This window comes from Stappia sp. P2PMeth1, from assembly GCF_900185735.1.
Lineage (GTDB): Bacteria > Pseudomonadota > Alphaproteobacteria > Rhizobiales > Stappiaceae > Stappia.
On record NZ_FYAW01000009.1, the window covers coordinates 38,528 to 63,099 of the forward strand.

Below are 24,572 nucleotides of genomic sequence, written 5' to 3' on the forward strand. Positions count from 1 at the left end.
CAACGAAATTGCTTGATTTGTTTAGCTATGCTGATCTTACTAAACATCGCGGTAAACATCCGGGCAACGGATGGCGTCCTCGCGCAAGGCGGGGCGCGGCCGGCGGCCGTCTGGAGGGGCGGTTCCGACAAGAACGCCGCGCGAAGTTTGGGAGGATCACGTGAACGGATATCGGAAGACATGGGCTGCCGTCCTGTGCGGGACGATGCTTGGCGGGTTCGCCACGACATCGGCACAGGCGCAAGACATCACCCTGTGCTGGGCCGCCTGGGACCCGGCCAATGCACTGGTCGAGTTGTCGAAGGACTTCACGGCCGAGACCGGCATCGGCATGAAGTTCGAATTCGTGCCCTGGCCGAACTTCGCCGACCGGATGCTCAACGAGCTGAACTCGGGCGGCAAGCTGTGCGATCTTCTGATCGGCGACAGCCAGTGGATCGGCGGTGGCGCGGAAAACGGCCACTACGTCAAGCTGAACGACTTCTTCGACGCCGAAGGCATCAGCATGGACGATTTCGCCCCGGCGACTGTCTATGCCTATTCGACCTGGCCGAAGGGCACACCGAACTACTGGGCGCTGCCGGCGATGGGCGATGCCAATGCGTGGTTCTACCGCAAGGACTGGTTCTCCAAGCCGGAGATCCAGGAGGCGTTCAAGGCGGAGTACGGGCGGGATCTTGCTCCGCCGGAGACGCAGCGCGAACTGATGGAGATCGCCAGGTTCTTCCAGGGTCGCGAGATCGACGGCAAGACGCGCTACGGCGTCAACATCTTCACCGAGCGTGGCTCCGAAGGCATCACCATGGGGGCCACCGGAGCGCTCTATGCCTGGGGGTTCAAGTATGAGAACACTCCCGGCAAGTATGACATGGAAGGCGCGGTGAATTCGCCCGAAGCGGTTGAGGCGCTGGAGTTCTACAAGGAACTCTACAAGTGCTGCACGGCGCCCGGCTACACCGACAGCTACATGCAGGAGAGCCTCGACAGCTTCAAGTCCGGCCAGGTGGCGATGGCGATGAACTGGTTCGCCTTCTTCCCCGGCCTCTACAAGGACGAGCAGGTCGGCGGCGACAAGATCGGCTTCTTCGTCAATCCGAAGCAGAATGTCGAGGCCTCGACGCTGGGCGGCCAGGGCATCTCGGTGATCTCCTATTCGGAGAAGAAGGACGAGGCGCTCAAGTACATCAAGTGGTTCGCCCAGCCTGCGGTGCAGGCCAAGTGGTGGTCGCTCGGCGGCTACTCGGCCCACAACTCGGTGCTCAACGATCCCGGCTTCAAGGACAGCCAGCCCTTCGCGGCAGACTTCCTGAAGGCGATGGGCGCCGTGCAGGATTTCTGGCAGGAGCCGGCCTATGCCGAACTGCTGCTGGCCATGCAGAAGCGCCTGCATGACTACATCGTCGCCGACCAGGGAACGGCCCAGGAGGCGCTCGACAAGCTGATCGCCGACTGGACCGAGACCTTCGAGGACGAAGGCAAGCTCTAGGCCTGCCCATCCCCTTGCCGCCGCCCTGGCGGCGGCAAGGCCGGCAGACGAACGGCCCCGCCCGACCGCGGCCGGCCCCGGCTCCTGGCCCGGCGCTCGCGCCGTTCACGTCCCCATGCCGGAACGCCCCTGCAAGCCCAGGCGCTCTGCGCCGACCATGCGGAACCCGATCATGTCTCAAATGCAGATCAATCAGCGTGCCGCCGACCGGCTCGCCCGCAGCACGCCGCACGGCATCGCCCGCAAGGTGCGTGGCCTGTCGGACAAGGCGATCGCCTGGCTCTTCATCGCACCAACCATCGTGCTGTTGCTGGCGATCAACGTCTTTCCGCTGATCTGGACGGTCTACCTGTCCTTCACCGACTTCCGCGCCAACCGCATCAATCGCGCTGTGGAGTGGGTGGGTCTGCGCAACTACGAGCGGGTGCTGACCGATCCGGACATCTGGCACAACATGCTGGTGACCGCGCATTTCCTGTTCTGGACGATGTTCTTTCAGGTGCTGATCGGCTTCGCGCTGGCCTGGCTGATCAACAAGAACTTCCGCGGCCATGGCGTGTGGACGACGGTCATCCTGCTGCCGATGATGCTGTCGCCGGCGGTCGTCGGCAATTTCTGGACGTTCCTGTATCAGCCGCAGATCGGCCTGTTCAACTACGTGATCAGCTTCTTCACCGGCGCCGATCCCTCGTCCTTCCAGATGATCGGCAGCGTCAACCTGGCGCCCTGGGCCATCGTCATCGTCGATACCTGGATGTGGACGCCCTACACGATGCTGATCTGCCTCGCCGGCCTGCGCTCGATCCCCGACTACATCTACGAGGCGGCCGAGGTGGACCGGGCCGGGCCGTTCCGGACCTTCTGGTCGATCACCCTGCCGATGGTGATGCCGTTCCTGATGCTCGCGGTGCTGTTCCGGTCGATCGAGAACTTCAAGATGTTCGACCTTGTCGTCGAACTGACCTCGGGCGGTCCCGGCTCGGTCACGGAACTTGCCTCGATCAATCTCAAGCGCGAGGCCTTCGAGAAGTGGCGGACGGGACTGTCCTCGGCCTTCGCGATCATTCTCTTCGTCACGGTGTTCGGCGCGGCCAACATCTACGTCAAGGCTCTCAACACGGTGAAGAGCAGATGAGCACCTCAACCGCCCATTCGGTCGTCGAGCCGAGCCGCCTGACGCGCACCGTCGCCGGAACGCTGGTGATCGTCTATGCGCTGGTGACGATGGTGCCGCTGGCCTGGATCTTCCTGACCGGCTTCAAGACGCCGCCGGATTCGATCTCCTATCCGCCGAAGGTCGTCTTCGAGCCCTCGCTGGAGGGCTATGTGAACCTGTTCACGACGCGGACCCGCCAGACGCCGGACTATATGGCGAGCCTGCCGCCGCCGCAGACCTGGTACGAGGAACTGGTACGCTCGCGGCAGATGGTGATCGCCGGCCCCTCCAAGTTCGGCGAACGGTTCCTCAACTCGGTGATCATCGGCTTCGGCTCGACCTTCCTGTCGGTCTTCCTCGGGACGCTTGCCGCCTATGCCTTCTCGCGGTTCCGCGTGCCGCTGGCCGATGATCTGCTTTTCTTCATCCTGTCGACGCGCATGATGCCGCCGATCGCGGTCGCGATCCCGATCTTCCTGATGTACCGGACGCTGGGCCTGTCCGACACCCATCTCGGCATGATCATCCTCTACACCGCCGTCAACGTGTCGCTCTCCGTCTGGCTGCTGAAAGGCTTCGTCGACGAGATCCCGCGCGAATACGAGGAGGCGGCGCTGATCGACGGCTATACGCGGCTGCAGGCCTTCGTGAAGGTGGTGCTGCCGCAGATGGCGACCGGCATCGCCGCGACGGCGATCTTCTGCCTGATCTTCGCCTGGAACGAATATGCCTTCGCGCTGCTGCTGACCTCCGGCACGGCGCAGACGGCACCGCCCTTCATCCCGACGATCATCGGCGAGGGCGGGCTCGACTGGCCGGCCATCGGCGCGGGCGTCACCCTGTTCCTGCTGCCGGTGCTCGTCTTCACCATCCTCCTGCGCAAGCATCTGCTCAGGGGTATCACCTTCGGAGCGGTGCGCAAATGACCGGATCTCAGCCAACGAAGACGGCGGCCGGAAACGGCCTGGAGGCGGCACGCGCGCGCATCGCCCACCAGCGCGCCCACCCGCCCGGACGAGAAGGGGCGGGGGCCGAGACGCCTGGTTCGGCGGGGCCGCGGATCTTTCGCCGCGGGCCGTGGGAGCTGTTTGCGACGGTGCTGATCGGCCTCGGGGTGGTGATGCTGATGCAGCCTTTCGCGTTGGCGCTCTTCACCTATTCCTTCATCACGATCCTGACCGGCACCGTGATGTTCATCATCGTCAGCCACTTTCCGGAATAGTCAGCCATGGCGGAGATCAGGGTCGAGGCCCTCAGGAAAAACTTCGGCGCCTTCACCGCGGTGAAGAACTCCGACTTTACCGTGGAAGACGGGGAGTTCTTCGTCATGCTCGGCCCGTCGGGCTGCGGCAAGACGACGACGCTGCGGATGATCGCCGGGCTGGAACTGCCCACCTCGGGGCGCATCTTTCTCGGCGGCGAGGACGTCACCTTCAACCGCGCCTCCCATCGCGACATCGCCTTCGTGTTCCAGCTCTTCGCGCTCTATCCGCATATGAACGTGCGCCGGAACATGGCGTTTCCGCTGGTCTGCCAGGGCATGCCAAGACAGGAGATCCGGACGCGGGTGGAGGAGACGGCGCGGCTGCTGCGCATCGACCATATTCTCGACCGGCCGGTCTCGGGGCTCGCCGGCGGCGACCGCCAGCGGGTGGCGCTCGGGCGTGCCATCGTGCGCCGGCCCAAGGCCTTCATGATGGACGAGCCGCTCGGCACGCTGGACAGCGAGTTCCGCGACCTGATGGTGCGGGAGCTGCGCGAGCTTCACAACTCGATCAGGGCCACCACGGTCTATGTCACCCACGACCAGGTGGAGGCGATGGCGATGGCCGACAAGATCGCGGTGATGAACCACGGCGTCATCGAGCAGTTCGGTCACCCCCAGGAGATCTACGATCGCCCGGCCACGATGTTCGTCGCCGATTTCATCGGCTCACCGCCGATGAATTTCCTGGACGTTGAAGGCGGACAGGACGCAGGCGCTTCCAAGGTCCGGCTGTGCGGGACGGAGGTGGCGATCCCGGAGCTGAGGGAACAGGTCGCCGACGGGGCGCTCGTCCTCGGCATGCGGCCGGAACACATCCGCTTCGACGATGGTTCGCGGCTGAGGGGCGAGGTGGTCGGCAGCGAGTATCTCGGCACGACGCAGATCGTCACGGTGATGCTGGGCGCCGCGCAACTGAAGGCGCGGATCGCCGCCGACCTTGTCGTTCGTGACGGGGAAACGGTGGGGCTGACTTTCGACACCGCGCGGCTGTCGCTGTTCGACCGGGCGAGCGGACGGGCTCTGGCGAGCGCGCGCGACGATGCGGGTCCCGCCCGCCGCACCGGAACGGGAGGCTGACATGGCGACCGTTGCTCTTTCGGGGATCTCCAAGCAGTTCGGCCGGACGCTGGCCGTCGATGATCTCTCGCTCACCATCGCCTCCGGCGAATTCGTCGTGCTGCTCGGCCCGACGGGCGCCGGCAAGACGACAACGCTGCGGCTGATCGCCGGGCTGGAGACGCCGGACGGCGGCTCTCTCCATATCGACGGGCAAGACATGACCCGCATGCCGCCGGCCGGGCGGGATGTTGCCTTCGTCTTCCAGCAATATTCGCTCTATCCGCATCTCAGCGTCTTCGACAATCTCGCCTTCCCGCTGCGCTCGCCGGCCCGGCGCGTGCCGGAGGACGAGATCCGCCGCACGGTGGAGGCGGTGGCGAACATGCTGCGGATTGGCCACAAGCTCGGCAACCGTTCGACGCAGCTTTCGGGCGGCGAGATGCAGCGCGTCGCCATCGGCCGGGCCTTGGTGCGCCAGCCGTCGATCTTCCTGATGGACGAGCCGCTGTCCTCGCTCGACGCCAAGCTGCGGGCGGACCTGCGGCTGGAACTGAAGCGCATCCAGCGCGAGCTTGCCGCAACGATCCTCTACGTCACCCATGACCAGATCGAGGCGATGACCATGGCCGACCGGATCGGCATCCTGTCGGAAGGGCGGCTGGTGCAGATCGGCACGCCGCGCCAGATCTACGAGGATCCGGACAATGTCTATGTCGCGGCCCGCCTGGGCCAACCGGCGATCAACGTGCTGCCTGTCGGCGTGATCCCGGCGGAGAATGCGCCGGCTACCGCCTTCTCCCTCGGCGCGCGCACGGAGCATTTGCGGATCGCGGCCGCAGATGCGACAAGCGCCAACGCACGGCTCGACTGGGTCGAGCATCTGGGCGACCAGAACCATCTCCACATCAGGATCGGCGACTTCCGGCTGACCACACTGGCGGATCCCGCAAGCCGGCTGGCCGGCGAGGAGGCGATCCGCGTCGAGGCGGTCTCGCCGCTCTATTTCGATGAAGACGGAAACCGGATCAGATAGATGAGCGATACCGATCCCCGCCTGAGGGACATCTTCGAGACGACGGCGCAGGCCGTCATCGCCCATGCCGACGAGCTGACCGAGCTGGATGCCGCCATCGGTGACGGCGACCACGGCCACAACATGAAGCGCGGGATGCAGGCCGTGCTCGACGAGCTCGACACGCTTGCCGCAAAGCCCTGGGACGAGGCGCTGAAGGCGGCGGGCATGCAGCTTGTCATGAAGGTCGGCGGGGCTTCCGGTCCGCTCTACGGGACGCTGTTCATGACGCTCGGCAAGTCGCTGGACACGCCGCCGACACGCGAGGGCGTTGCGGCCGCGCTGAAAGCCGCCATCGAGGCGGTGATGGCGCGCGGCAAGGCGACCCCCGGACAGAAGACCATGCTCGACGTGCTGGTGCCGGCATCGGAAGCTCTCGCTGCGGGCCGCCCTCCGGCCGAGGTCGCCGAGGTGGCGCGCGAAGCCTGCGCGGCGACCAAGGACATGCTGGCCACCAAGGGGCGTGCGTCGTTCCTGGGGGAGCGGTCGATCGGTCACATCGACCCGGGCGCGCGGTCGAGCCAGATCCTCATCGAGACAATCGCCGGGAAGTTTGGAGACGTGAAATGAGCAATGTCGGCATCGTCATCGTGTCGCATTCGCCGCTTGTGGCGGAAGGGACCGCCGACATGGTGCGCCAGATGGTCGGCGACGAGGTGCCGCTCGCCTGGTGCGGCGGCGATCCCGACGGGGGCCTGGGGACCAGCGTCGAGGCGATCCTTGCTGCCATCGACAAAGCCTGGTCGGAAGCCGGTGTCGCGCTTCTGGTCGACCTCGGCGGGGCCGAGACGAATTCGGAAATGGCTGTCGAGATGCTCCCCGAAGAGCGCGGCGGCAAGGTGGTGGTGTGCAACGCGCCGATCGTCGAGGGCGCGGTGATCGCCGCGACCGAGGCCTCGGGGGGCGCGTCGCTGCAGGATGTTCGCCGGACCGCGGAAGAGCTGTCGGCGCTTTGAGGACGATGACATGAGTGACGTGGCGCTGACCGCCGAGGTCCTGCTGGAACATGAAGTCGGGCTGCATGCCCGGCCGTCGGTGAAGCTGACCAAGCTCGCCAAGACCTTCCAGTCGCGCATCGAACTGAGCCCCGGCCCGGACGGCCCCTGGATCGATGCCAAGAGCATCGTCAAGGTGATGGCCGCACGGGCCCCCAAGGGCACGGTCCTGCAGTTCCGGGCGGCCGGCGACGACGCCCGCGCCGCGCTCGACGCGCTGGTCGCGCTGGTGCGCAACGACTTCGAGACCGGAGCCGCGGGCGAGGCGGAGTGAGGGAGATGACAGGGACGCCAGCAACAGGACAGGAGCTTGCCGGCAGGGCGGCCTCTCCCGGCCTTGCGGCGGGCCCGGTCGTGGTGGTCGATAGGGTCGTGGCGGGGACCCGTCCCGCAGGCGATCCGGACGCGGAAGCCGCGCGCCTGTCACAGGCGCTGGAGACGGCCTCGGCGCAGATTGCCGGCCTGATGGAGACGGTCGACGCGGAAGCGGCCGAGATGCTCGAGTTCCAACTGGCGATGCTGGAGGACGAGGAACTGACCGCGCCCGCCCGCGAGGCGATTGCCGGCGGGAGCTCGGCCGATGCCGCCGTCGCGGCCGCGCTCGATGCCGCTATCGCTGAGTATCGCGCCTCGCAGGACGAGTATTTCTGCGCTCGCTCCGCCGACCTCGCCGATATCCGGGAGCGGCTGCTCAGGGCACTGTCGGGCGAAGAGGGCGCGGCCGGTTCTATGGCGGGCGCGGTTCTTGTGGGTACCGACCTGACGCCGACGCGGTTCCTGGAGACGGACTGGTCCGCCGGTGGCGGCATCGCCCTGGCGGAAGGCAGCCCATCCAGTCATGTGGCGATGCTGGCGCGCGCGCGCGGTGTGCCGATGGTGACCGGGCTTGGGGCTTTCGACATGAGCGGCCTCACCGAGGCGCTGGTCGACGGGGACAGCGGCCTTGTCCGCTTCAATCCGGACGAGGCAGCGCGGCGGCAGCACAACGAACGGGCGGAGGTCCTTGCCCGCGAGGCGGAGGCGGCGAAAACCTATCTCGGCCGTCCGGCGGCGACCGCCTGCGGCGTGTCGATCTCGGTGATGATCAATGTCGCCGCCCCGGAGGAGGTCGACGCGCTCGATCCCTCCCATTGCGACGGCATCGGCCTGATGCGCACGGAGTTCCTCTTCCATGGTCCCGGCGGCCTGCCGGACGAGGAAAGCCAGTATCGCGCCTATCGCAAGGTGCTGGTGTGGGCGGATGGGCGCAGCGTGACGATCCGCACGCTGGATGCGGGCGGCGACAAGCCGGTTCCGGGCCTCACCGTCGAGGAGAGCAACCCCTTTCTCGGCTGCCGGGGGATCCGCCTGTCGCTGCGCCGGCCGGATGTGTTCCGCGTCCAGTTGCGGGCATTGGCGCGCGCCGGCTGCCACGGCAATCTCCAGGTGATGCTGCCGATGGTCAGCGTGCCGGGAGAGATCACGGAGGCGGCGCGGCTGCTGGACGACTGCATCGCCGAGCTTCGCGCCGAGGGACGGGAGGCCGTGCGCCCGCCGCTCGGCATCATGGTCGAGGTGCCGGCGGTTGCCGTGACGCCCGAGCGGTTCGGCGAGGCGGCGTTCTTTTCCATCGGCTCCAACGACCTGACGCAATACGTGCTGGCGGCCGGCAGGGATTCGCCGGACGTTGCCGAACTCGGGCGGGCCGACGATCCGGCAGTGCTGGCGCTCGTCGCCTCCACCTTGCGCGGCGGCGCGGCGGCGAGCCTGCCGGTCAGCCTGTGCGGCGATGCCGGCAGCGACCTTGCCGTTCTGCCGAAGCTGCTTGTTTGTGGGCTGCGGCGGGTGTCCGTCGCGCCGGCCGCGCTTGCCAGGGTGAAGGCGGCGATCGCCGGGATGCGGCTGGGTGACGATGGCTAGACCGCCCGAGACATCGGCGCCCGACAGCGCACCGCTCGTCGCCGTCTACAAGGCGGTGCTGCAGAAGGTGCTGGACAAGCGCCCGTCGGGCACCCGCCAGCGGATCGCCGCGGCGCTGGGCAAGAACCGGAGCTTCGTCTCGCAGATCACCAACCCCGCCTATTCGACGCCGATCCCGGCGGCTCATATCGAGCCGATCCTGGAGATCTGCCATTTCTCGCCGCGGGAACGCGAGGCTTTCCTGGAGGCTTATGCGGCCGCGCATCCCCGGCGCCAGTCACCGGCTGACCGAGGCCCGAAGCTGCGGGCGCGCACGCTGCTTCTGCCGGATCTCGGCGACCCGGAACGCAACCGGCGGCTCGATGTTCTGCTCGACAACGTCATCCGCGACCTCGCCGCCCTCCTGGAGGAGGACGGTGACGAGACCGCGGCCCCATAGTCCTTTCGGGAGGAAGCAATGAAGAAGCTGATCAATTCCGTCGACACCGTGCTCGCCGACAGCCTCAACGGGTTCTGCCGGGCGCATGGCGACATTCTCGTTGCCGGCGAGGACCTGAAATTCGTCCGCCGCAAGGAGCTGAAGCCCGGCAAGGTGGCGCTGGTCTCCGGCGGCGGATCGGGCCACGAGCCGCTGCATGGCGGGCTGGTCGGCCACGGCATGCTCGATGCCGCCTGCCCGGGGCAGGTGTTCACCTCGCCGACGCCGGACCAGATGCTGGCGGCGGTCGAGGCGGTCGATACCGGCGCGGGCACGCTCTTCATCGTCAAGAACTATGAGGGCGATGTGATGAACTTCGAGATGGCGGCCGAGATGGCCTCCGGCGAGGTCGCCACCGTTCTGACCAACGATGACGTTGCCGTCGAGGACTCGCTCTACACCACGGGGCGGCGCGGCGTCGCCGGCACGCTGGTGGTGGAGAAGATCGTCGGCGCGGCAGCCGAAGAGGGGCGTGATCTCGCAGCCCTGAAAGCGCTGGGCGACAAGGTCAACGCCCGCACCCGCTCGATGGGCGTGGCCTTGACGAGCTGCACGGTGCCGGCGGCCGGCAAGCCGATGTTCGAGATCGGCGACGACGAGATGGAGATGGGCGTCGGCATCCATGGCGAGCCGGGCCGCCGCCGCGTCAAGCTGGCCAGCGCGGAGGACATTGCCGCCGAGATGATCGGGGCGATTCTCAAGGATCTCGGCGAGGCGGCCAGCGGCGAGGTGCTGCTCTTCGTCAACGGTTTCGGCGCGACACCGGCGATGGAGCTCTATGTCATGTACGAGGCGGCGGCGCGCCAGGTGGAGGCGGCCGGGCTCTCCATCTCCCGTGCGCTGGTCGGCAACTATGTGACCTCGCTGGACATGGCCGGCTGCTCGCTGACGGTCACCGTGCTGGACGACGAGATCAAGGCGCTATGGGACGCGCCCGTGCACACCGCCGCCCTGCGCTGGGGCATGTAAGCTGGAGCATGTAGGCTGGCGGGCCTGGCGAGGGGCGGGCATCATGAGGATCGGGTAACGGATAGAAGCTGCCAAACGGGAGGAGACAGGCAATGAAGACGATGAAAGGTCCGGGGATTTTCCTGGCGCAGTTCGCCGGTGACACGGCACCGTTCAACTCCTTGAGCGAGATCGCCGGCTGGGCCGCCTCGCTCGGCTACAGGGGGGTGCAGATCCCCACCTGGGACGGGAGGCTGTTCGATCTCGACAAGGCGGCCGAAAGTCAGGACTATTGCGACGAGGTCGCCGGCATCTGCCGGGAGGCCGGCGTCGAAATCACCGAGCTTTCCACCCATCTGCAAGGTCAGCTCGTTGCGGTCAACCCCGCCTATGACGCGGCCTTCGACGGCTTCGCCGCGCCGCATGTACGCGGCAATCCGAAGGCGCGGCAGGAATGGGCGACCGACCAGATGCGCAAGGCGGCGAAGGCCTCGCGCCGGCTCGGGCTGACGGCCAGCGTGTCCTTCCCCGGTGCTCTCGCCTGGCCGTATGTCTATCCCTGGCCGCAGCGCCCGGCGGGGCTGGTCGAGACCGCCTTCGCCGAACTGGCCCGCCGCTGGCGCCCGATCCTGGATGCCTATGACGAGGCCGGCGTCGATCTGTGCTACGAGATCCATCCGGGCGAGGACATTTTCGACGGGGCGACTTTCGAGATGTTCCTGGAGGCGGTCGGCAACCATCCGCGCTGCTGCATCAACTACGACCCCTCGCATTTCGTGCTGCAGCAGCTCGACTATCTCGCCTTCATCGATATCTATCACGAGCGGATCAAGGCGTTCCACGTCAAGGACGCCGAGTTCAATCCGGACGGCCGGCAGGGCGTCTATTCCGGCTACCAGTCCTGGGTGAACCGGGCCGCGCGGTTCCGCTCACTCGGCGACGGGCAGGTCGATTTCGCCGGCATCTTCTCCAAGCTCGCAGCCTATGACTACGATTCATGGGCCGTTCTGGAATGGGAATGCTGCCTCAAGCATCCGGAGGACGGTGCGGCGGAAGGCGCCCCCTTCATCGCCGGCCACATCATCCGGGTGACGGAAAAGGCGTTCGACGACTTCGCGGCCGGCGGAGCGGACGAGGCGGCGAACCGGCGCATGCTGGGGATCGACTGACCGGCGCCGCGAGAGCGCCAGCAACGGGAGGAAGGCAGCGATGGCGATCGAGGCAGGACAGGAAACACGGGGCGGAGGACGGATCCGCCTCGGCATGGTGGGCGGCGGCGAGGGCGCCTTCATCGGCGGCGTTCACCGCATGGCGGCGCGGCTCGACGGACAGTTCGAACTGTTGGCGGGTGCCTTGTCGTCCGACCCGGAACGGGCGAAGGCGTCGGCTGCCGCGCTCGGCCTGGCACCCGATCGCAGCTATGGCTCGTTCGCCGAGATGGCCAAGCGCGAGGCGCGGCTGAAGGACGGCATCGAGGCGGTCGCCATCGTCACGCCGAACCACATGCACTACCCTGCAGCGCGCGAGTTCCTGAAGCGCGGCATCCACGTGATCTGCGACAAGCCGCTGACCTCGACGATGGCCGATGCGAAGAAGCTCGCGGCCCTCGCGGAAACGTCCGGCGCGCTCTTCGTGCTCACCCACAACTACACCGGCTATCCGATGATCCGGCAGGCGCGCGAGATGATCGCGGCCGGGGACCTCGGCACGATTCGGGTGGTGCAGGCGGAATATCCGCAGGACTGGCTGACGGAGCGGCTGGAGGCCAGCGGCCAGAAGCAGGCGGACTGGCGCACCGACCCGCAGCGCTCGGGGGCCGGCGGCTGCGTCGGCGACATCGGCACTCATGCCTACAATCTCGCCTGCTTCGTCTCCGGTCTGGAGCTTGCGGAACTCTCTGCCGAGCTTACCACCTTCGTGGAGGGGCGGCGCCTCGACGACAATGTCCAGGTGATGCTGCGCTTCCGCGGCGGCGCACGCGGCATGTTGTGGGCCAGCCAGGTGGCGCCGGGCAACGAGAACGGCCTGCGCCTGCGCGTCTATGGCGAGAAGGGCGGGCTGGAATGGGAGCAGGAGCAGCCCAACCACCTGTGGTTCACGCCGTTCGGCGAGCCCAAACGGCTGATCACCCGAGGCGGCGCCGGCGCCGGGGCGGCAGCCGGGCGCGTCACCCGCGTACCGGCTGGCCACCCGGAAGGCTATCTGGAAGGGTTCGCGACGATCTACCAGGAGGCCGCGCATGCGATCCGCGCGGCACGGGCCGGCAAACCGGCGGGGCCGGAGGTGCTCTATCCTGGCATTTCGGACGGGCTTGCCGGCATGGCCTTCATCGATGCCTGCGTGCGCTCCTCGCGCGCCAACGGCCGGTGGACGTCACTGTAGGGAGAGACGGCTCGCGCAAGGCGCTCCTTCGCACTGGCGGGCGGCGGGCGCGGGCCCTATGTGAGGGCGCAATGCAACTCTGCCCCGATGCCACGACACGGGCGCGGTGGAACTTGCTCCGCCGCGCCCGTGTCGTGCCTGCCTTGGACAAGACCCGCCCATGGATTCTCTGACCCAGTTCGTGCTCGGTGCCGCCGTCTCGACCGCCTGCCTCGGCAAGACCCTCGGCCCGCGCCGGGCGGCACTGGTCGGCGGCGTGCTCGGCACGCTGCCGGATCTCGATGTCCTGCTGCCCTTCGCCGATCCCGTCGACAGCTTCGTCCTGCATCGCGGGGCGACGCATTCGCTGTTCATCCAGGCGCTGGCCGCGCCGGTTTTCGGCGAGGTTCTGATCCGGCTGTTCCGCTCCTTGCGCGAGCGGCGGCTGCTCGTCTGGCTGACGGTTTACCTTTGTTTTTCCACCCATGCGTTGATCGACGCGATGACGGTCTACGGGACGCGGCTGTTCTGGCCGATCTTTCCCGATCCCGTCGGCGTCGGCTCGGTGTTCATCATCGATCCGCTCTACACGCTGCCGCTGCTTGCCGTCGTGATCTGGGCACTGGCCCGACGCGAATGGTCCGCCGGTCTGGCGCGGGCGAATACAGTGGCCCTTGCCGTCAGTACGGGCTACCTGGCGCTGACGGTCGGCCTGCAGGCGCATATGGAGGCGCGTGCGAGCCGCGTTTTCGCCGAAGCGGGCCTCATGCCGGATCGGGTCTTTGCCATCGCCGCTCCCTTCAACACGGTGGTGTGGAAGGTGATCGGCATGGAGGAGGCGCGCTATCACAACCTCTATCTGTCGCTGTTCGATGCCGACGGCCCGCCGACGATCTACTCGCATGACCGGGGCGGCGCCCTGGCGAACTGCCTTGCGGACAACCCTGCCTATACCAAGCTCGACTGGTTCAGCCGCGGCTATCTGCGGATCGAGGAGCAGGAGGAGCGGCTGGTCGTCTCGGACCTGCGGATGGGCCTGACCCCGGCCTATGTGTTCCGTTTCGCGATTGCCGAGCGGAACGGGGACGGCTTTGCGCCGATCCCGCCAGAGCGGGACATGGCGCACCGGCGGTCCAGCGAGGGCGACGGCGACTGGCTGCTGGCGCGGCTGTGGGGCCGGCCGGTCCTGCGCCCGGCGGAGGCGCAGGCCGCGGAGGCGGCGCTTCCGGCGGACACGGCTGCAACATCGGGTCAGGCTCCGTCCTGCTAACGGCTGCGCGCCGCTACGTCAGGTGCCGGGCGGTGCCGATTGCCGTTGAAACGGCCGGCGCGGGGGAGTAACCGGTTGAAAAAGCCTGCATGCGGGAGACATGCCGGCAGCCGGGAGGACATGCACGCCATGCAGGGAACCGCGACGCGCGACACGGGCGGTGTCGACAGTGGCTATGCCTGGGCGCGGCTCGGGCTTTCCATGTTCCTCGCCACCATCGGCGGAGCCGGCATGTGGTCGGTGGTGGTGGTGCTGCCGGCGGTCGAGCGCGAGTTCGGCGTCGATCGGGCGGACGCCTCGCTGCCCTACACCGCGACCATGATCGGCTTCGCGCTCGGCAATCTCTTTATCGGCCGCTTCGTCGACCGCTTCGGGGTGATGGTGCCGCTGGCGCTCGCCTCCGTTCTACTCGGCTCGGGTTTCCTGCTGGCCTCGCAAGCCAGCTCGATCTGGATCTTCGTGGTCCTGCAGGGCGCGATGATCGGCTTTGGTTCGGCCGCGACCTTCGGCCCGCTGCTCGCCGACGTTTCCCACTGGTTCGCCAAGCGCCGGGGGCTTGCCGTCTCCGCGACCGCTTCGGGCAACTACTTCGCCGGCGCGATCTGGCCGCTGGTGCTCCAGGCCACGATGTCCGAATACGGCTGGCGCGGCGCCTATATTCTTGCAGGCTGTGTGTGCCTCGCCGTACTGGTGCCGATGGCCTTCCTGTTGCGACGCCCGGCGCCGCATATGGCCACGGGAGCCAGGCATGTCGAACCGCCGCCGCCGGTGCGCACGACGCCGCTGTCGCCGGGTGCCCTGCAGTTCCTGCTGATCATTGCGGGGCTCGGCTGCTGCGTCGCCATGTCGATGCCGCAGGTGCATATCGTCGCCTATTGCGTCGATCTGGGCTATGGCGTCGCGCGCGGGGCGGAGATGCTGTCCCTGATGCTGGCCGGCGGCATTGCCAGCCGGCTGATCTCCGGCGTGCTTGCCGACAAGATCGGCGGCCTGCGGACATTGCTGATCGGCGCGGTGCTGCAATGCCTGGCGCTGTTCCTCTACATCCCCTATGACGGGCTGGCCTCGCTCTATATGGTGTCGCTGATCTTCGGCCTGTCGCAGGGCGGCATCGTCTCCAGCTACGCCATCGTCGTGCGCGAATATCTGCCCGCCCGCGAGGCCGGGCGCCGCGTCGGCGCGGTCATCACTGCGACCATCGTCGGCATGGCGCTGGGCGGCTGGATGTCGGGATGGATCTACGACCTGACGGCGTCCTATCAGGCGGCGTTCCTCAACGGCATTGCCTGGAACATGCTCAACATCGCGGTGATCGTGCTGATCCTGTTGAAGAGCGGTCGGCCGCGCCGGTTGCCGGCCGCGGCCTGAGGCATCGCTGCCTGACGCACTGGCGCGGCTCAGTCGGCCGTACCGCCCCCGTGCAGGCGCGCGATCAAAGCGAGCGCCTGACGGCGGCAGTCCCGTTCGGACAGCCATGACAGGAGCTGGCCGGCCGGGGCACCGGCAAGCGTGTCCGGCATGACCGACAGCTCGAAATCCCGAAGCTCGCCGCCGACCGACACGACCATCCGGCCGTCCTCCATTGCCATGTCTGCGGGCAGGGCAAGCCGATGGTCCCCTGCCGTCCAGGCAAGGCCCTCATGGCGGCCGGCCGCGCTTCTTGCGGAAACCTGCAGGGTTTCGTCCGCCTGTTTCCGCCACAGCGTGAGTTCGCCCTTGCGGACGCATCGGGGACCGGAACTGTCGGCACCGAGATCCCAGACGTCAGGGGGCGGCGGGATGTCGCCAGCGCCGGCGCGTGCGGCTCCAAGCACCGTCGAGCTCGCTTCCGCCGAGCCGACAAGTCGCTTCAGGATGTCCCAGTTCGTGGAGGATGTTTCGGACGGGCCCACTTGCGCCGATCCTGGAACCGAACCGGAAAAGGCGCCGTCGATCGTCACGATGTGGCCGCTGCGCTCGATCAGGGTCAGGCGGGCACCCTGGGGAAGGTCGATCTGCTGGTCGTCGGCTATCTCGGTGCCGGCACTATAGGCGTCCGGCGCATCGCTGGCGACGATGACGACATAGTCGGCATGTGCCGGGGCGAGGGTAAGGATGGCAAGCAGGCCAAGTCCGAGGCAAAGAGCAATCTGGCGCATGGCGGTTCCGGGTCTTGTGTTCATCCAGCCTTCGCGCTTGCGGTCGTCCTGCGCACGCGAAGCGCGTCTCACCTGCCTCATTTGCCCTCAAGCACCAATGTGGCCCCGCTTTCGCCGGCCTGCAAGCGCCGGAGATGCAGCAGCGCCAGCGGATCGTCGGGCTTCAGGCGCAGCGTGGTCTCGAACAGGGCGGCGGCGCTTCCATCGCCCGCGCGCATCGCGGCAAACGCGGTCCGATAGGCGGCAAGCCATGCCGGATCCCGCCGTCCCTCCGCAAGAGGCTCGAAACAGCGAAGCGGGCTGCTGCGTCCCTTGAGCACGAGGTCGGCGGCCGGCCGACAGGCGTCGCCAGGGCAGCGGCCGGCGACGCTGTCGCTCATCAGGATGCGGGTGCCGAGAAATCGGTTGGCGCCCTCCAGCCGCGCGGCGGTGTTCACCGTGTCGCCGATGCCCGTGTAGTCGAAGAACCGGCTGCCACCGAAATTGCCGATCACCGCGTCGCCGGCATGCAGGCCGATCCGCGTCGCGCCGAGATGGATGCCGCGGCCGGCAACCTTCAGCCGATAGGCTTGTGCAAAATCGTCGAGGGCATGTGCGAGCGCAACGGCATGGCTCTCCTGGTCGGGGTCCTCGTCGGGTGCCCCGAAGAAACCGACCACGGCGTCGCCGATGATCTTGTCGATGGTTGCGCCGTGCTCGGTCATCAAGCGGCACATCTCGTCCAGATAGGGATTGAGGATGTCCGCGAGGGCGGCAGGTTCAAGCTGCTCGGACAGGGTTGTGAACCCCTCAAGATCGGTGAAGAGGTAGGTAACCCGCCGCTTCTCGCCGCCAAGCTCCAGCGGCAGGCGGCCCGTGGCGATGCGCTCGACTACGGCCGGGCTGACATAGCGGGAGAAGGCAAGGCGCAGGAAGGCCCGCTCGGAGCGTTCGATCTGCCATTTTCGCCAGGCGAGCAGGCCTGCTGTCGCAAGGGCCGCAAGGGGCGGTGAGACCAGCGGGGGCAGCCCCGTTCCGCTCGCCACCAGCCAGCCGGCGGCGATCCCATAGGCAAGAAGGCCGGCAAACAGCAGCAGGACCAGGCGGCGGGGAGGCAGCGGCAGGGCCATCGCCAGGGCCGCGAGCACGGCCAGCGTCAGGGTCGCCGCGATCCTCGCTGAGGGAGGGAAGGCGGGCAGGGACAATCCGGCGAGATGTTGGGCGAGGATATGGGCATGGATCAGCACGCCGGGGATCGTCCCGGCCTCGCTGCCCTGGCCCACGACCATCGGCGTCGGATGCCGGTCGATGGTCGGCAGGTCAGTGCCTACAAGGACGATCTTACCGGCGAACCAGTCGTCGGGGAGCAGGCGCACGAGATGCGCGGGATAAAGCGTGAAGGGCGCGGAGGCGGCGTTGCCATACAGGATGCGGGATCTGGACCTCGCGGTCACCTCGGCGCCGGGGGCCGCCTCCCGGGCCAGAACTCCGGGAAAGGTGTCCAGTCTCTCGCCCCTCTCGATTCGAGCTTGCGGCACGTGGCGGACGACGCCGTCGATCTCATCCCGCGGCAGGGCGATCAGGCCATGGCGGCGCGTGGCGACATGCCGTGCCGAAAAGGCGGTCTGTCGTTCCGTGAGACCGTCAGAGGAGGTTGCATAGGCGAGGACGACCGGAAGCGAGGCCTCGTCGATCGCCGAAAACAGCGCCCGGTCCTTTTGCAGCAGGCTCGGCTGGTCCAGCAGGATGTCGATGCCGACCGCGCTCGCCCCGGCCCGGTCGAGGCGCTCGATCAGACCGGCGAGGAACTCCCGGTCGATGGGGGAGCGATAGGGGAAGGTGGCGAGCGTGTCCTCCGTCACCATCACCACGACGATCCGCGACAGGATCTGCGGCGAGGGAGACGGGGCGAACGGCAGGGCCACGTCGCCCGCCAGCGGTTCGAGCCGGGCAGCGGCCAACAGGGACAGCAAGGTGGCAAGCACAATCGCGACAGCTTCAAAGCGCCATCCCCGACGTCGGCCTTGTTGCACGACCGGTGGTGAGGTCACGGCGACCTCTCATCTGGCCGTGCGGCTGTCATGATGTGCCGCAAGAGGGTCATTGGGCGGCGTCGAAACGCTTCACGCCGGATCGCGTGCCGTCCCGATAGAAGAGCTCCACGGAGACGAAGGCGGTCCTTGCCGGAATGTCGATATGGACAGTGGAGCCCGGCCCCGAACTCGGGATCGCGTGCGGGTTGTCCGGATCGCAGGGACCGGTGTCGAACACCTGGTCGGGAGTGTCGCTGTCGAGGGCGTAGCGGACTTCCTGGATCGCGCAGCGATAGCTGATCAGGTGGGTGAAATAGAGCAGCTTGCGCCCGTCCCAGTCGCGGAAGGCGAGCCAGCCGGTGGTCAAGCGCTCGAGAATGTCCTTCTGGCCGGAGACGAGGGCGTCGCCGGGCGTGAAGCTGACGGAGAAGGGCCCCTGCATCTCGCCATGGATATTGCGGTAGCTCACCTCGATGGCCGTATCGCCGGCATTGCCGGGAAGCTCGAAGGCTGGATAGGGGATCGGCGCGCCGGTCGAGGGATCGACCGCGCCGCTGACAAAGCCGGTGGAGCGCGGTTCGCTGCCCGGCAGCTTCACGAAGATCTCCTGGGCCCTGTCGGCAATAGCGAGCGTCAGCATCCAGCCCTGGTTGGAGCGCATGGCGTTGAGGCGCACCGGATTTGCGAGCGCCGCCGGATTGATGAAGGAGAGGGCGGCGAGGCGGGTCTTGGCGTCCTCGACCTGCTCGGCCGCCATCTGCTGGTCGAGATAGTAACGCAGGAACCGGCCGTCCTCGACTGCGGCCATGAAACGGTCGAGGAGATCGCGCTCGCGGGCCTTGTCGGTGGCCGATTGCTGGCCGAGCCGCGTCTGGCTGTAGTCCTGCGACAGGGCGTAGAGCGCCGGCGAGAAGTCGGGATAGGCGTCCAGGAACGCGCCGAGGCGGCGGAGGCGCTCCTCGCGCTCCTCCAGCAGGATCTCGGCGAACAGGGTCGTGGGATCGTTTCGCCCCTGCGACAGGGAGCGGTAGATCTCCAGCGCGCCGGTCCGTCCTTCCTGCACCCGCAGCACCGACTGGAAGCGCAGGTGCGGGTCGACCTGCGGCAGGCCGAAGGCGAAATATTTGAGATAGTCCTGCCGGGCGCCCGGATAGTCGCCGCGGATCTCCTTGAGACGGGCGTTGGAGTAGAATTCGTGCGGCTGGGTCGGGGTGTCGACGATCAGCGAGCGGCTGGCGAGCTGGGCGAAGAGCTGCTCGACCCTGCCGCTGCCTGCCTCGGCGTCCTCCAGTCGGGTTTTCGCAAGGGCGGCGAAGGCGCCATCCGGGAAACGGTCGAGATAGGCGCGGATCTGCTCGGCCGAGCCGCTGTCCTTGACGTCGTTCCACAGTTGCAGTTCGAGCTGAACCGCAGAACCCGGCGCTGCCGCGGCGAGGGTATTGCCGCCAGCCGCTGCGCCATCCGGCACGAAGACGATTTCCGAGGTCAGCGAGGAGTGGTCCCACGGTACCTGGTCGCCACCGGTCGCCTCGACAACGCGCAGGCGTACCGCCTTGAACACCGCCTCGACGCTGCGGCCGGGAACGAGCATCTCGGCGGCGATAGCGGCCGTATAGGGGCTGTTGAGCCCGCTGCCGTCGGCGGCGGTGCTGCCGGGAGCAGTGGCGAAGGAGATGAAGCTGCCGCGCGGCGTGCTGCTCAGCAGCGCCAACCCGCCGGTGCCGATGGACCGGCTGAGCGCGGTGTTGCGGCAGGCATCGAGAATGACGATGTTGGCACCCTTGTGCGCCGCCTCGACGGTGGAAAGGACCCAGTCGACGGCGAGGGCCTCGAACTCCGCATCGACCTCGTCCTTCAGGTCGGCGCCGATGGGAGCAAGATAGTTGCGCCCGCCTGCCTGAAAGCCGTGGCCGGAATAGTAGACGGCGGCGATGGAGCCCTCGCCCGCCGCCGAAAGGCGCGTGGTGAACTCGCGCAAGGCCTGCTTCATGGTGCGCAGGTCCGCGTCCAGAACCGTCTCGACGGAAAAGCCCGACTGGCGCAATGCGTCGGCGATGAGCGCGGCATCGTTGACCGGGTTCTTGAGCGGTGTCATCGCACCGCCGGCATAGTCTGCATTGCCGATGACCAGCGCCAGCCGCTCGGCGGCAAGGCTGGAAGCGGTGCCGAGGATTTGCGAAACACCGATGCAGGCGATGAGGGCGATGCTCTGCAGGAGGCGCATGAACAGGTTCCTTCCGCGGCCGAATGGGGACAAGCACTGCCTGCTGGACTGCCGGTGCAGCCGCTCGCTTTCGCCCCTCACAGGACCGTGATTGCAGCCCAATCCTCTATCACCGTCAATCGGCACGGTAAAACCCGGTGAACGGCTTGCTCCTTGCGCCGGTTTTTCCCAAGATCCCGGCCAAGGTGAGGCAGGAGCGGAATGTGATGGGGCTGCGGGTCGGATTTTCCGGGTATGGAGCGGCGGGACGCTATCTGCACGCGCCGCTGGTCGCGGCCGCCGGGATGGAGGTCGCGGCGGTGGTCACCTCGCGGGGCGAAGAGGTTGCTGCCGATTTTCCAGGCGCGGCGGTGCTGCCCGACTTCGGGGCGCTGCTGGCGCGGCCCGATATCGACCTCGTCGTCATCGTCACGCCGAACGTGCTGCATGTCCCGCAGGTGCGCGCCGCGCTTGAAGCCGGGCGCCATGTGGTCGTCGACAAGCCGGCGACGCCGACCCGCAGCGAGGCGGAGCAACTGGCGGCGATGGCCCAGGAGCGGGGCTTGAAGCTCGCCGTCTATCACAACCGCCGTTGGGACAGCGATTTCCTGACCGCGAAGCGCCTGCTGGAAAGCGGCGAACTCGGCGAGATTGCCGCGCTGCGGCTCGTGTGGGACCGGTTCCGGCCGCAGGTTCTGGAACGCTGGCGCGATCGGCAGGCACCGGCTTCCGGCAATCTCTACGACCTCGGCTCCCACCTCATCGACCAGGCGCTGCAACTCGTCGGAATGCCCGACTGGCTGCAGGCGGATGTCTTCACCCAGCGGCAGGGCGGTGTGACGGATGACGGGTTCGAACTCCTGATGGGGCTCGGACGCATGCGCCTGTCGCTCGGTGTGTCGCTGATCGCCGCCGCGCCGCGCGATCGCTTCCGCATCGAGGGGACGCTCGGCACGTTCCGCAAGCAGGGTCTCGACGTGCAGGAGGACCAGCTCAAGGGGGGCATGGCACCGCTCGATCCGCGGTTCGGGCTCGAGCCGCAGACGCAGTGGGGCGAGATCGTCGACCCGGATGGAAGCCGCCGCCCGGTGCCTTGCGAGCGTGGGCGCTGGCTGACCTTCTACGAAGGGATGCGGCAGGCCATTGAAACCGGGGCCGAAGTGCCGGTGACCATGACATCGGCGGCACGGGTGATCGGCCTCATCGAGGCAGCGCACGCCTCCGCCCGGCTGGGGCGCAGGATGGCGCTCGATCCGGACGGGCGCTGGGCATGAGCGCGGTGCGGCGCGGCGGCTTCGCGCATCCCTATCTGGCGGAGCCGGGCTTTCATGCGCTTGCCCATCGCGGCGGCGGGCTGGAGCACCCGGAAAACAGCCGCCAGGCCTTCTCCGCCGCGGCAGACCTCGGCTACCGCTATATCGAGATCGATGTGCAGGCCTCGCGCGATGAGCGGGTGGTCGTCTTCCACGACGACACGCTGGAGCGGACGACGGACGGGCAGGGCGTCGTTTCCTCGCTGGTCATGTCGGATCTTGCCGGTGTGCGCATGCAGGGCGGCGAGCCGCTGCTGACCCTTGCCGAAGCGCTGGAGAGCTATCCGGACCTGCGCTTCAACATCGACATCAAGACCGACCAGGCTTTGCAGCCGACGCTCGACCTGCTGGAGCGGATGGCGTGTCTCGACCGCGTCTGCGTCGCCTCCTTCTCCGATGCAAGGTTGCGGGCGGCCCGCACCCGCTTCGGCGACAGGGTCTGTCTCAGCAGCGGGCCGCGCGCGGTGACGGCCCTGCGCTTCGGCGCCTGGGGCGTCCCGCTGCCGACGCCCGACGTTGCCTGCGCGCAGATCCCGCTGACGCAATACGGTGTTCCTCTCGCAACGCCCGGCTTCGTGCGCCACTGCAATGCCAGCGGGATCGCCGTGCATGTGTGGACAATCGACGAGGAGGCGGAGATGCGCAGGCTGATCCGCATGGGCGTCAACGGCATCGTCACCGACCGGCCGTCGCTGCTAAGACAAGTGGCGCAGGAGGAGGGCGTGTGGCCGGGTTCCGCTCAGGCCGGGCCAGGCAGTGGCAGAGGCGCTTGATTTCGCCGCATCGCTCGCCGATATCTCAGCCGCCTTCGCATCTGCCGGGCTCGATCCCGCGCGAAAGGCGTTTCACCCTCAGACATTTCAGAGCGTATGGGGCAGTCAGAACCAATGAGCACCGAGCCGAACACGACAGAGGCAGGCACCCAGGCGCCGCAGAGCCACGCCTTCCAGGCGGAGGTCGCGCGGTTGCTCCATCTCATGGTGCACTCGGTCTATTCCAACAAGGACATCTTCCTCCGCGAGCTGATCTCCAATGCCGCCGATGCCTGCGAGCGCCTGCGCCATGCGGCTCTCACCGATCCTTCGCTGCTCGGCGAGGATGCCGAGTTCGGCATCCGTCTGGAGGCGGACGAGGCCGGCCGCAGGCTGGTGGTGTCCGACAACGGCTCCGGCATGAGCCGGCAGGAGCTGATCGACAATCTCGGCACCATCGCCCGCTCCGGTACCAAGGCCTTCATCGACAGACTGGGCGAGGGCAAGGACGGAACGGCGTTGATCGGCCAGTTCGGCGTCGGCTTCTATTCCGCCTTCATGGTGGCCGAGAAGGTTGACGTGGTGAGCCGTGCCGCCGGCAGCGATGAGGCCTGGCAGTGGAGTTCGGACGGGCTCGGCGCCTTCACGGTGGAGCCGGTGCCCTTGGCGGCGGACGTGCCCGTGCGCGGAACCCGGGTGATCCTGCATCTCAAGGACGATGCGACCTCCTATGCGCGGCCCGCCACCATCGAGCGGATCGTGCGTGCCTATTCCGCGCATGTGCCGGTGCCGATCACCCTGGCCGTGCCGCCGGCCGAAGACGGGGCGCCGGCTGAACCGCGGCGCCTCGCCGACGGCACCGCGCTTTGGACGCGTCCGAAGTCGGAGATCGGCGAAGAGGAATATCGCGAATTCTACGGCCACGTCTCCGGCCAGTTCGACGAGCCGGCAATGACCGTTCACTACCGGGCGGAAGGACGGCACGAATATTCCGTGCTGCTGTTCGTGCCGTCGATGAAGCCGTTCGACCTGTTCGATCCCGACCGCAAGGGGCGGGTGAAGCTCTATGTGCGGCGGGGGTTCATCGCCGACGATGTGGAGCTTTTGCCGGCATGGCTGCGCTTCGTGCGCGGCGTGATCGATTCCGCCGACCTGCCGCTCAACCTGTCGCGCGAGATGCTGCAGCACAACCCGGTGCTGGACGCCATTCGCAAGGGCGTAACCAACCGGCTGCTCGGGGACCTGCAGAAGCTGTCGGAGAGCGATGCGTCCACCTACGAGAAGGTCTGGGAGACCTTCGGTCCGGTGTTGAAGGAAGGCCTCTACGAGGACTTCGAGCGCCGGGAAAAGCTGCTCGGCCTCGCTCGCTTCCGCAGCAGCCGCGACAACAGGGCGAACTGGCGCTCGCTTCGCGACTATGTCGCGGACCTGAAGGAGAACCAGACCCAGATCTACTACGCGACCGGCGCGAGCCAGGAGGCGATCGCCGCCAGCCCGCATCTGGAGGGCTTCCGCGCCCGCGGCGTCGAGGTGCTGTATCTGTCCGACCCTGTCGATGCGTTCTGGGTTCAGATGGTGGAGGGCTTCGAGGGCAAGCCGTTCCGCTCGATCACGCAAGGGGCGGCAGAGCTCGATGCGATCCCGGTCAGCGAGACGGAGGCCGGTGCCGAAAAGAAGGCCGAGACCGGGGACACCGATATCGGCCTGGTCACGGCGTTCCTGAAGGAGACGCTCGGCGAGCGGGTTTCGGACGTGCGCAGCTCCTCGCGGCTTGCCGAGAGCCCGGTCTGCCTCGTCGCTCCCGAGCACGGGCCCGACCGGCAGTTCGAGAAGCTGATGTCGCGGCAGGGAGACGGGCGGACGCGCCTTGCGCCGGTGCTGGAGTTCAACCCAACGCATGCGCTGCTTGCGAGCCTGTCGCGCGCGCTGGCCGGCAGCGGCGACAAGGACGGGCTTGCGGACACCGCCTGGCTGCTGTTCGACCAGGCGCTGATCCTCGACGGCGAGGTGCCGGCGGACCCGGTTGCCTTCGCGCGCCGACTGTCTTCGGTGCTGGGGCGCGGACTGCAAGGTTGACAGGACATCCGGACGCTTGAAACCGGATAGGCGTTCCCCGACGATGCGTCGTTGTTCGCGCCAGGGGCGCCGGGAGGGAGGAGGTCC

22 protein-coding genes are annotated in these 24,572 nt (G+C 67.5%); 19 read left to right on the forward strand and 3 right to left on the reverse strand.

All coding sequences use genetic code 11. The features are described 5' to 3' along the window. Nucleotides 1-205: 205 nt before the first annotated feature. The 16 genes from P2PM1_RS03185 to P2PM1_RS03260 all read left to right on the forward strand — a co-directional run bounded on the left by P2PM1_RS03185 (nt 206) and on the right by P2PM1_RS03260 (nt 15,359). Nucleotides 206-1,486 (forward strand): extracellular solute-binding protein, encoded by a 1,281-nt coding sequence (locus P2PM1_RS03185; protein ID WP_186388494.1) that lies wholly within the window; start codon nt 206-208, stop codon nt 1,484-1,486. Nucleotides 1,487-1,667: 181 nt separating this feature from the next. Then, nucleotides 1,668-2,621, forward strand: coding sequence for a carbohydrate ABC transporter permease (locus tag P2PM1_RS03190; RefSeq protein ID WP_208985182.1), 954 nt, complete (start codon nt 1,668-1,670; stop codon nt 2,619-2,621). Next, entirely contained in the window at nt 2,618-3,568 is a 951-nt protein-coding gene (locus P2PM1_RS03195) for a carbohydrate ABC transporter permease (RefSeq protein ID WP_186398083.1), read from the forward strand. The genes P2PM1_RS03190 and P2PM1_RS03195 overlap by 4 nt, the downstream gene beginning before the upstream one ends. After that, complete coding sequence (locus P2PM1_RS03200) at nt 3,565-3,864, forward strand: hypothetical protein (protein ID WP_186398390.1); 300 nt, start codon at nt 3,565-3,567, stop codon at nt 3,862-3,864. Before P2PM1_RS03195 ends, P2PM1_RS03200 begins: the two co-directional genes overlap by 4 nt. Nucleotides 3,865-3,870: 6 nt before the next feature. Further along, the gene (locus tag P2PM1_RS03205; RefSeq protein ID WP_186398084.1) at nt 3,871-4,986 is read left to right on the forward strand and encodes an ABC transporter ATP-binding protein; all 1,116 of its coding nucleotides are present in this window, start codon (nt 3,871-3,873) and stop codon (nt 4,984-4,986) included. 1 nt (nt 4,987) lies between these two features. Next, nucleotides 4,988-6,001 (forward strand): ABC transporter ATP-binding protein, encoded by a 1,014-nt coding sequence (locus P2PM1_RS03210; RefSeq protein WP_186398085.1) that lies wholly within the window; start codon nt 4,988-4,990, stop codon nt 5,999-6,001. After that, nucleotides 6,002-6,610 carry a dihydroxyacetone kinase subunit DhaL gene (dhaL, locus tag P2PM1_RS03215; RefSeq protein ID WP_186398086.1) on the forward strand — a complete coding sequence of 203 codons (609 nt, stop codon included), beginning with the start codon at nt 6,002-6,004 and terminating at the stop codon, nt 6,608-6,610. It abuts the gene before it with no gap. Further along, on the forward strand, nt 6,607-6,996 hold the full coding sequence (gene dhaM / locus P2PM1_RS03220) for a dihydroxyacetone kinase phosphoryl donor subunit DhaM (protein ID WP_186388351.1): 390 nt from the start codon (nt 6,607-6,609) through the stop codon (nt 6,994-6,996). Before dhaL ends, dhaM begins: the two co-directional genes overlap by 4 nt. Nucleotides 6,997-7,006: 10 nt before the next feature. Beyond that, a complete protein-coding gene (locus P2PM1_RS03225) occupies nt 7,007-7,309 on the forward strand; it encodes an HPr family phosphocarrier protein (protein ID WP_186388350.1) in 303 nt (100 codons plus the stop codon). Between the two features lie 5 nt (nt 7,310-7,314). After that, nucleotides 7,315-8,934, forward strand: coding sequence for a phosphoenolpyruvate--protein phosphotransferase (locus P2PM1_RS03230; protein WP_186398087.1), 1,620 nt, complete (start codon nt 7,315-7,317; stop codon nt 8,932-8,934). Then, nucleotides 8,927-9,373, forward strand: coding sequence for a hypothetical protein (locus P2PM1_RS03235; RefSeq protein ID WP_186398088.1), 447 nt, complete (start codon nt 8,927-8,929; stop codon nt 9,371-9,373). Before P2PM1_RS03230 ends, P2PM1_RS03235 begins: the two co-directional genes overlap by 8 nt. An 18-nt stretch (nt 9,374-9,391) precedes the next feature. Then, nucleotides 9,392-10,381: a dihydroxyacetone kinase subunit DhaK gene (gene dhaK / locus P2PM1_RS03240; protein ID WP_186397363.1), complete on the forward strand. Its 990-nt coding sequence runs from the start codon at nt 9,392-9,394 to the stop codon at nt 10,379-10,381. A 92-nt stretch (nt 10,382-10,473) separates the two neighbouring features. Next, a complete protein-coding gene (locus P2PM1_RS03245; RefSeq protein WP_186398089.1) occupies nt 10,474-11,529 on the forward strand; it encodes a sugar phosphate isomerase/epimerase in 1,056 nt (351 codons plus the stop codon). Between the two features lie 40 nt (nt 11,530-11,569). Continuing rightward, entirely contained in the window at nt 11,570-12,742 is a 1,173-nt protein-coding gene (locus P2PM1_RS03250) for a Gfo/Idh/MocA family protein (RefSeq protein ID WP_186398090.1), read from the forward strand. 160 nt (nt 12,743-12,902) lie between these two features. Continuing rightward, nucleotides 12,903-13,991, forward strand: coding sequence for a metal-dependent hydrolase (locus P2PM1_RS03255; RefSeq protein WP_186398091.1), 1,089 nt, complete (start codon nt 12,903-12,905; stop codon nt 13,989-13,991). A gap of 129 nt (nt 13,992-14,120) precedes the next feature. After that, nucleotides 14,121-15,359: an MFS transporter gene (locus P2PM1_RS03260; protein ID WP_186398092.1), complete on the forward strand. Its 1,239-nt coding sequence runs from the start codon at nt 14,121-14,123 to the stop codon at nt 15,357-15,359. A gap of 29 nt (nt 15,360-15,388) precedes the next feature. Here P2PM1_RS03260 and P2PM1_RS03265 read toward each other — a convergent pair whose 3' ends face one another. From P2PM1_RS03265 to P2PM1_RS03275, 3 genes are all read right to left on the reverse strand, one after another. After that, complete coding sequence (locus P2PM1_RS03265; RefSeq protein WP_186398093.1) at nt 15,389-16,129, reverse strand: hypothetical protein; 741 nt, start codon at nt 16,127-16,129, stop codon at nt 15,389-15,391. 77 nt (nt 16,130-16,206) lie between these two features. Then, nucleotides 16,207-18,093 (reverse strand): adenylate/guanylate cyclase domain-containing protein, encoded by a 1,887-nt coding sequence (locus P2PM1_RS03270; RefSeq protein ID WP_186398094.1) that lies wholly within the window; start codon nt 18,091-18,093, stop codon nt 16,207-16,209. Between the two features lie 115 nt (nt 18,094-18,208). Next, complete coding sequence (locus P2PM1_RS03275; protein WP_186398095.1) at nt 18,209-20,365, reverse strand: caspase family protein; 2,157 nt, start codon at nt 20,363-20,365, stop codon at nt 18,209-18,211. Nucleotides 20,366-20,502: 137 nt separating this feature from the next. On the opposite strand from P2PM1_RS03275, the gene P2PM1_RS03280 reads away from it, so the two are divergent. The 3 genes from P2PM1_RS03280 to htpG all read left to right on the forward strand — a co-directional run bounded on the left by P2PM1_RS03280 (nt 20,503) and on the right by htpG (nt 24,485). Then, nucleotides 20,503-21,618 (forward strand): Gfo/Idh/MocA family oxidoreductase, encoded by a 1,116-nt coding sequence (locus tag P2PM1_RS03280; protein ID WP_186398096.1) that lies wholly within the window; start codon nt 20,503-20,505, stop codon nt 21,616-21,618. Next, a complete protein-coding gene (locus P2PM1_RS03285; protein ID WP_186398097.1) occupies nt 21,615-22,430 on the forward strand; it encodes a glycerophosphodiester phosphodiesterase in 816 nt (271 codons plus the stop codon). Before P2PM1_RS03280 ends, P2PM1_RS03285 begins: the two co-directional genes overlap by 4 nt. A 114-nt stretch (nt 22,431-22,544) precedes the next feature. After that, a complete protein-coding gene (htpG, locus tag P2PM1_RS03290) occupies nt 22,545-24,485 on the forward strand; it encodes a molecular chaperone HtpG (protein WP_186398098.1) in 1,941 nt (646 codons plus the stop codon). The last annotated feature ends 87 nt before the right edge of the window (nt 24,486-24,572 follow it).

Bases quoted from the DNA above. Each gene is read 5' to 3' on its own strand.
- dhaK (WP_186397363.1), top strand. From the start codon at position 9,392: ATGAAGAAGCTGATCAATTCCGTCGACACCGTGCTCGCCGACAGCCTC.
- P2PM1_RS03275 (WP_186398095.1), bottom strand. From the start codon at position 20,365: ATGCGCCTCCTGCAGAGCATCGCCCTCATCGCCTGCATCGGTGTTTCG.
- P2PM1_RS03235 (WP_186398088.1), top strand. From the start codon at position 8,927: ATGGCTAGACCGCCCGAGACATCGGCGCCCGACAGCGCACCGCTCGTC.
- P2PM1_RS03210 (WP_186398085.1), top strand. From the start codon at position 4,988: ATGGCGACCGTTGCTCTTTCGGGGATCTCCAAGCAGTTCGGCCGGACG.
- P2PM1_RS03200 (WP_186398390.1), top strand. From the start codon at position 3,565: ATGACCGGATCTCAGCCAACGAAGACGGCGGCCGGAAACGGCCTGGAG.
- P2PM1_RS03190 (WP_208985182.1), top strand. From the start codon at position 1,668: ATGCAGATCAATCAGCGTGCCGCCGACCGGCTCGCCCGCAGCACGCCG.
- P2PM1_RS03225 (WP_186388350.1), top strand. From the start codon at position 7,007: ATGAGTGACGTGGCGCTGACCGCCGAGGTCCTGCTGGAACATGAAGTC.
- P2PM1_RS03185 (WP_186388494.1), top strand. From the start codon at position 206: ATGCTTGGCGGGTTCGCCACGACATCGGCACAGGCGCAAGACATCACC.
- P2PM1_RS03205 (WP_186398084.1), top strand. From the start codon at position 3,871: ATGGCGGAGATCAGGGTCGAGGCCCTCAGGAAAAACTTCGGCGCCTTC.
- P2PM1_RS03255 (WP_186398091.1), top strand. From the start codon at position 12,903: ATGGATTCTCTGACCCAGTTCGTGCTCGGTGCCGCCGTCTCGACCGCC.
- P2PM1_RS03260 (WP_186398092.1), top strand. From the start codon at position 14,121: ATGCAGGGAACCGCGACGCGCGACACGGGCGGTGTCGACAGTGGCTAT.
- P2PM1_RS03230 (WP_186398087.1), top strand. From the start codon at position 7,315: ATGACAGGGACGCCAGCAACAGGACAGGAGCTTGCCGGCAGGGCGGCC.
- P2PM1_RS03250 (WP_186398090.1), top strand. From the start codon at position 11,570: ATGGCGATCGAGGCAGGACAGGAAACACGGGGCGGAGGACGGATCCGC.
- P2PM1_RS03265 (WP_186398093.1), bottom strand. From the start codon at position 16,129: ATGCGCCAGATTGCTCTTTGCCTCGGACTTGGCCTGCTTGCCATCCTT.
- htpG (WP_186398098.1), top strand. From the start codon at position 22,545: ATGAGCACCGAGCCGAACACGACAGAGGCAGGCACCCAGGCGCCGCAG.
- P2PM1_RS03195 (WP_186398083.1), top strand. From the start codon at position 2,618: ATGAGCACCTCAACCGCCCATTCGGTCGTCGAGCCGAGCCGCCTGACG.
- dhaL (WP_186398086.1), top strand. From the start codon at position 6,002: ATGAGCGATACCGATCCCCGCCTGAGGGACATCTTCGAGACGACGGCG.
- P2PM1_RS03245 (WP_186398089.1), top strand. From the start codon at position 10,474: ATGAAGACGATGAAAGGTCCGGGGATTTTCCTGGCGCAGTTCGCCGGT.
- dhaM (WP_186388351.1), top strand. From the start codon at position 6,607: ATGAGCAATGTCGGCATCGTCATCGTGTCGCATTCGCCGCTTGTGGCG.
- P2PM1_RS03285 (WP_186398097.1), top strand. From the start codon at position 21,615: ATGAGCGCGGTGCGGCGCGGCGGCTTCGCGCATCCCTATCTGGCGGAG.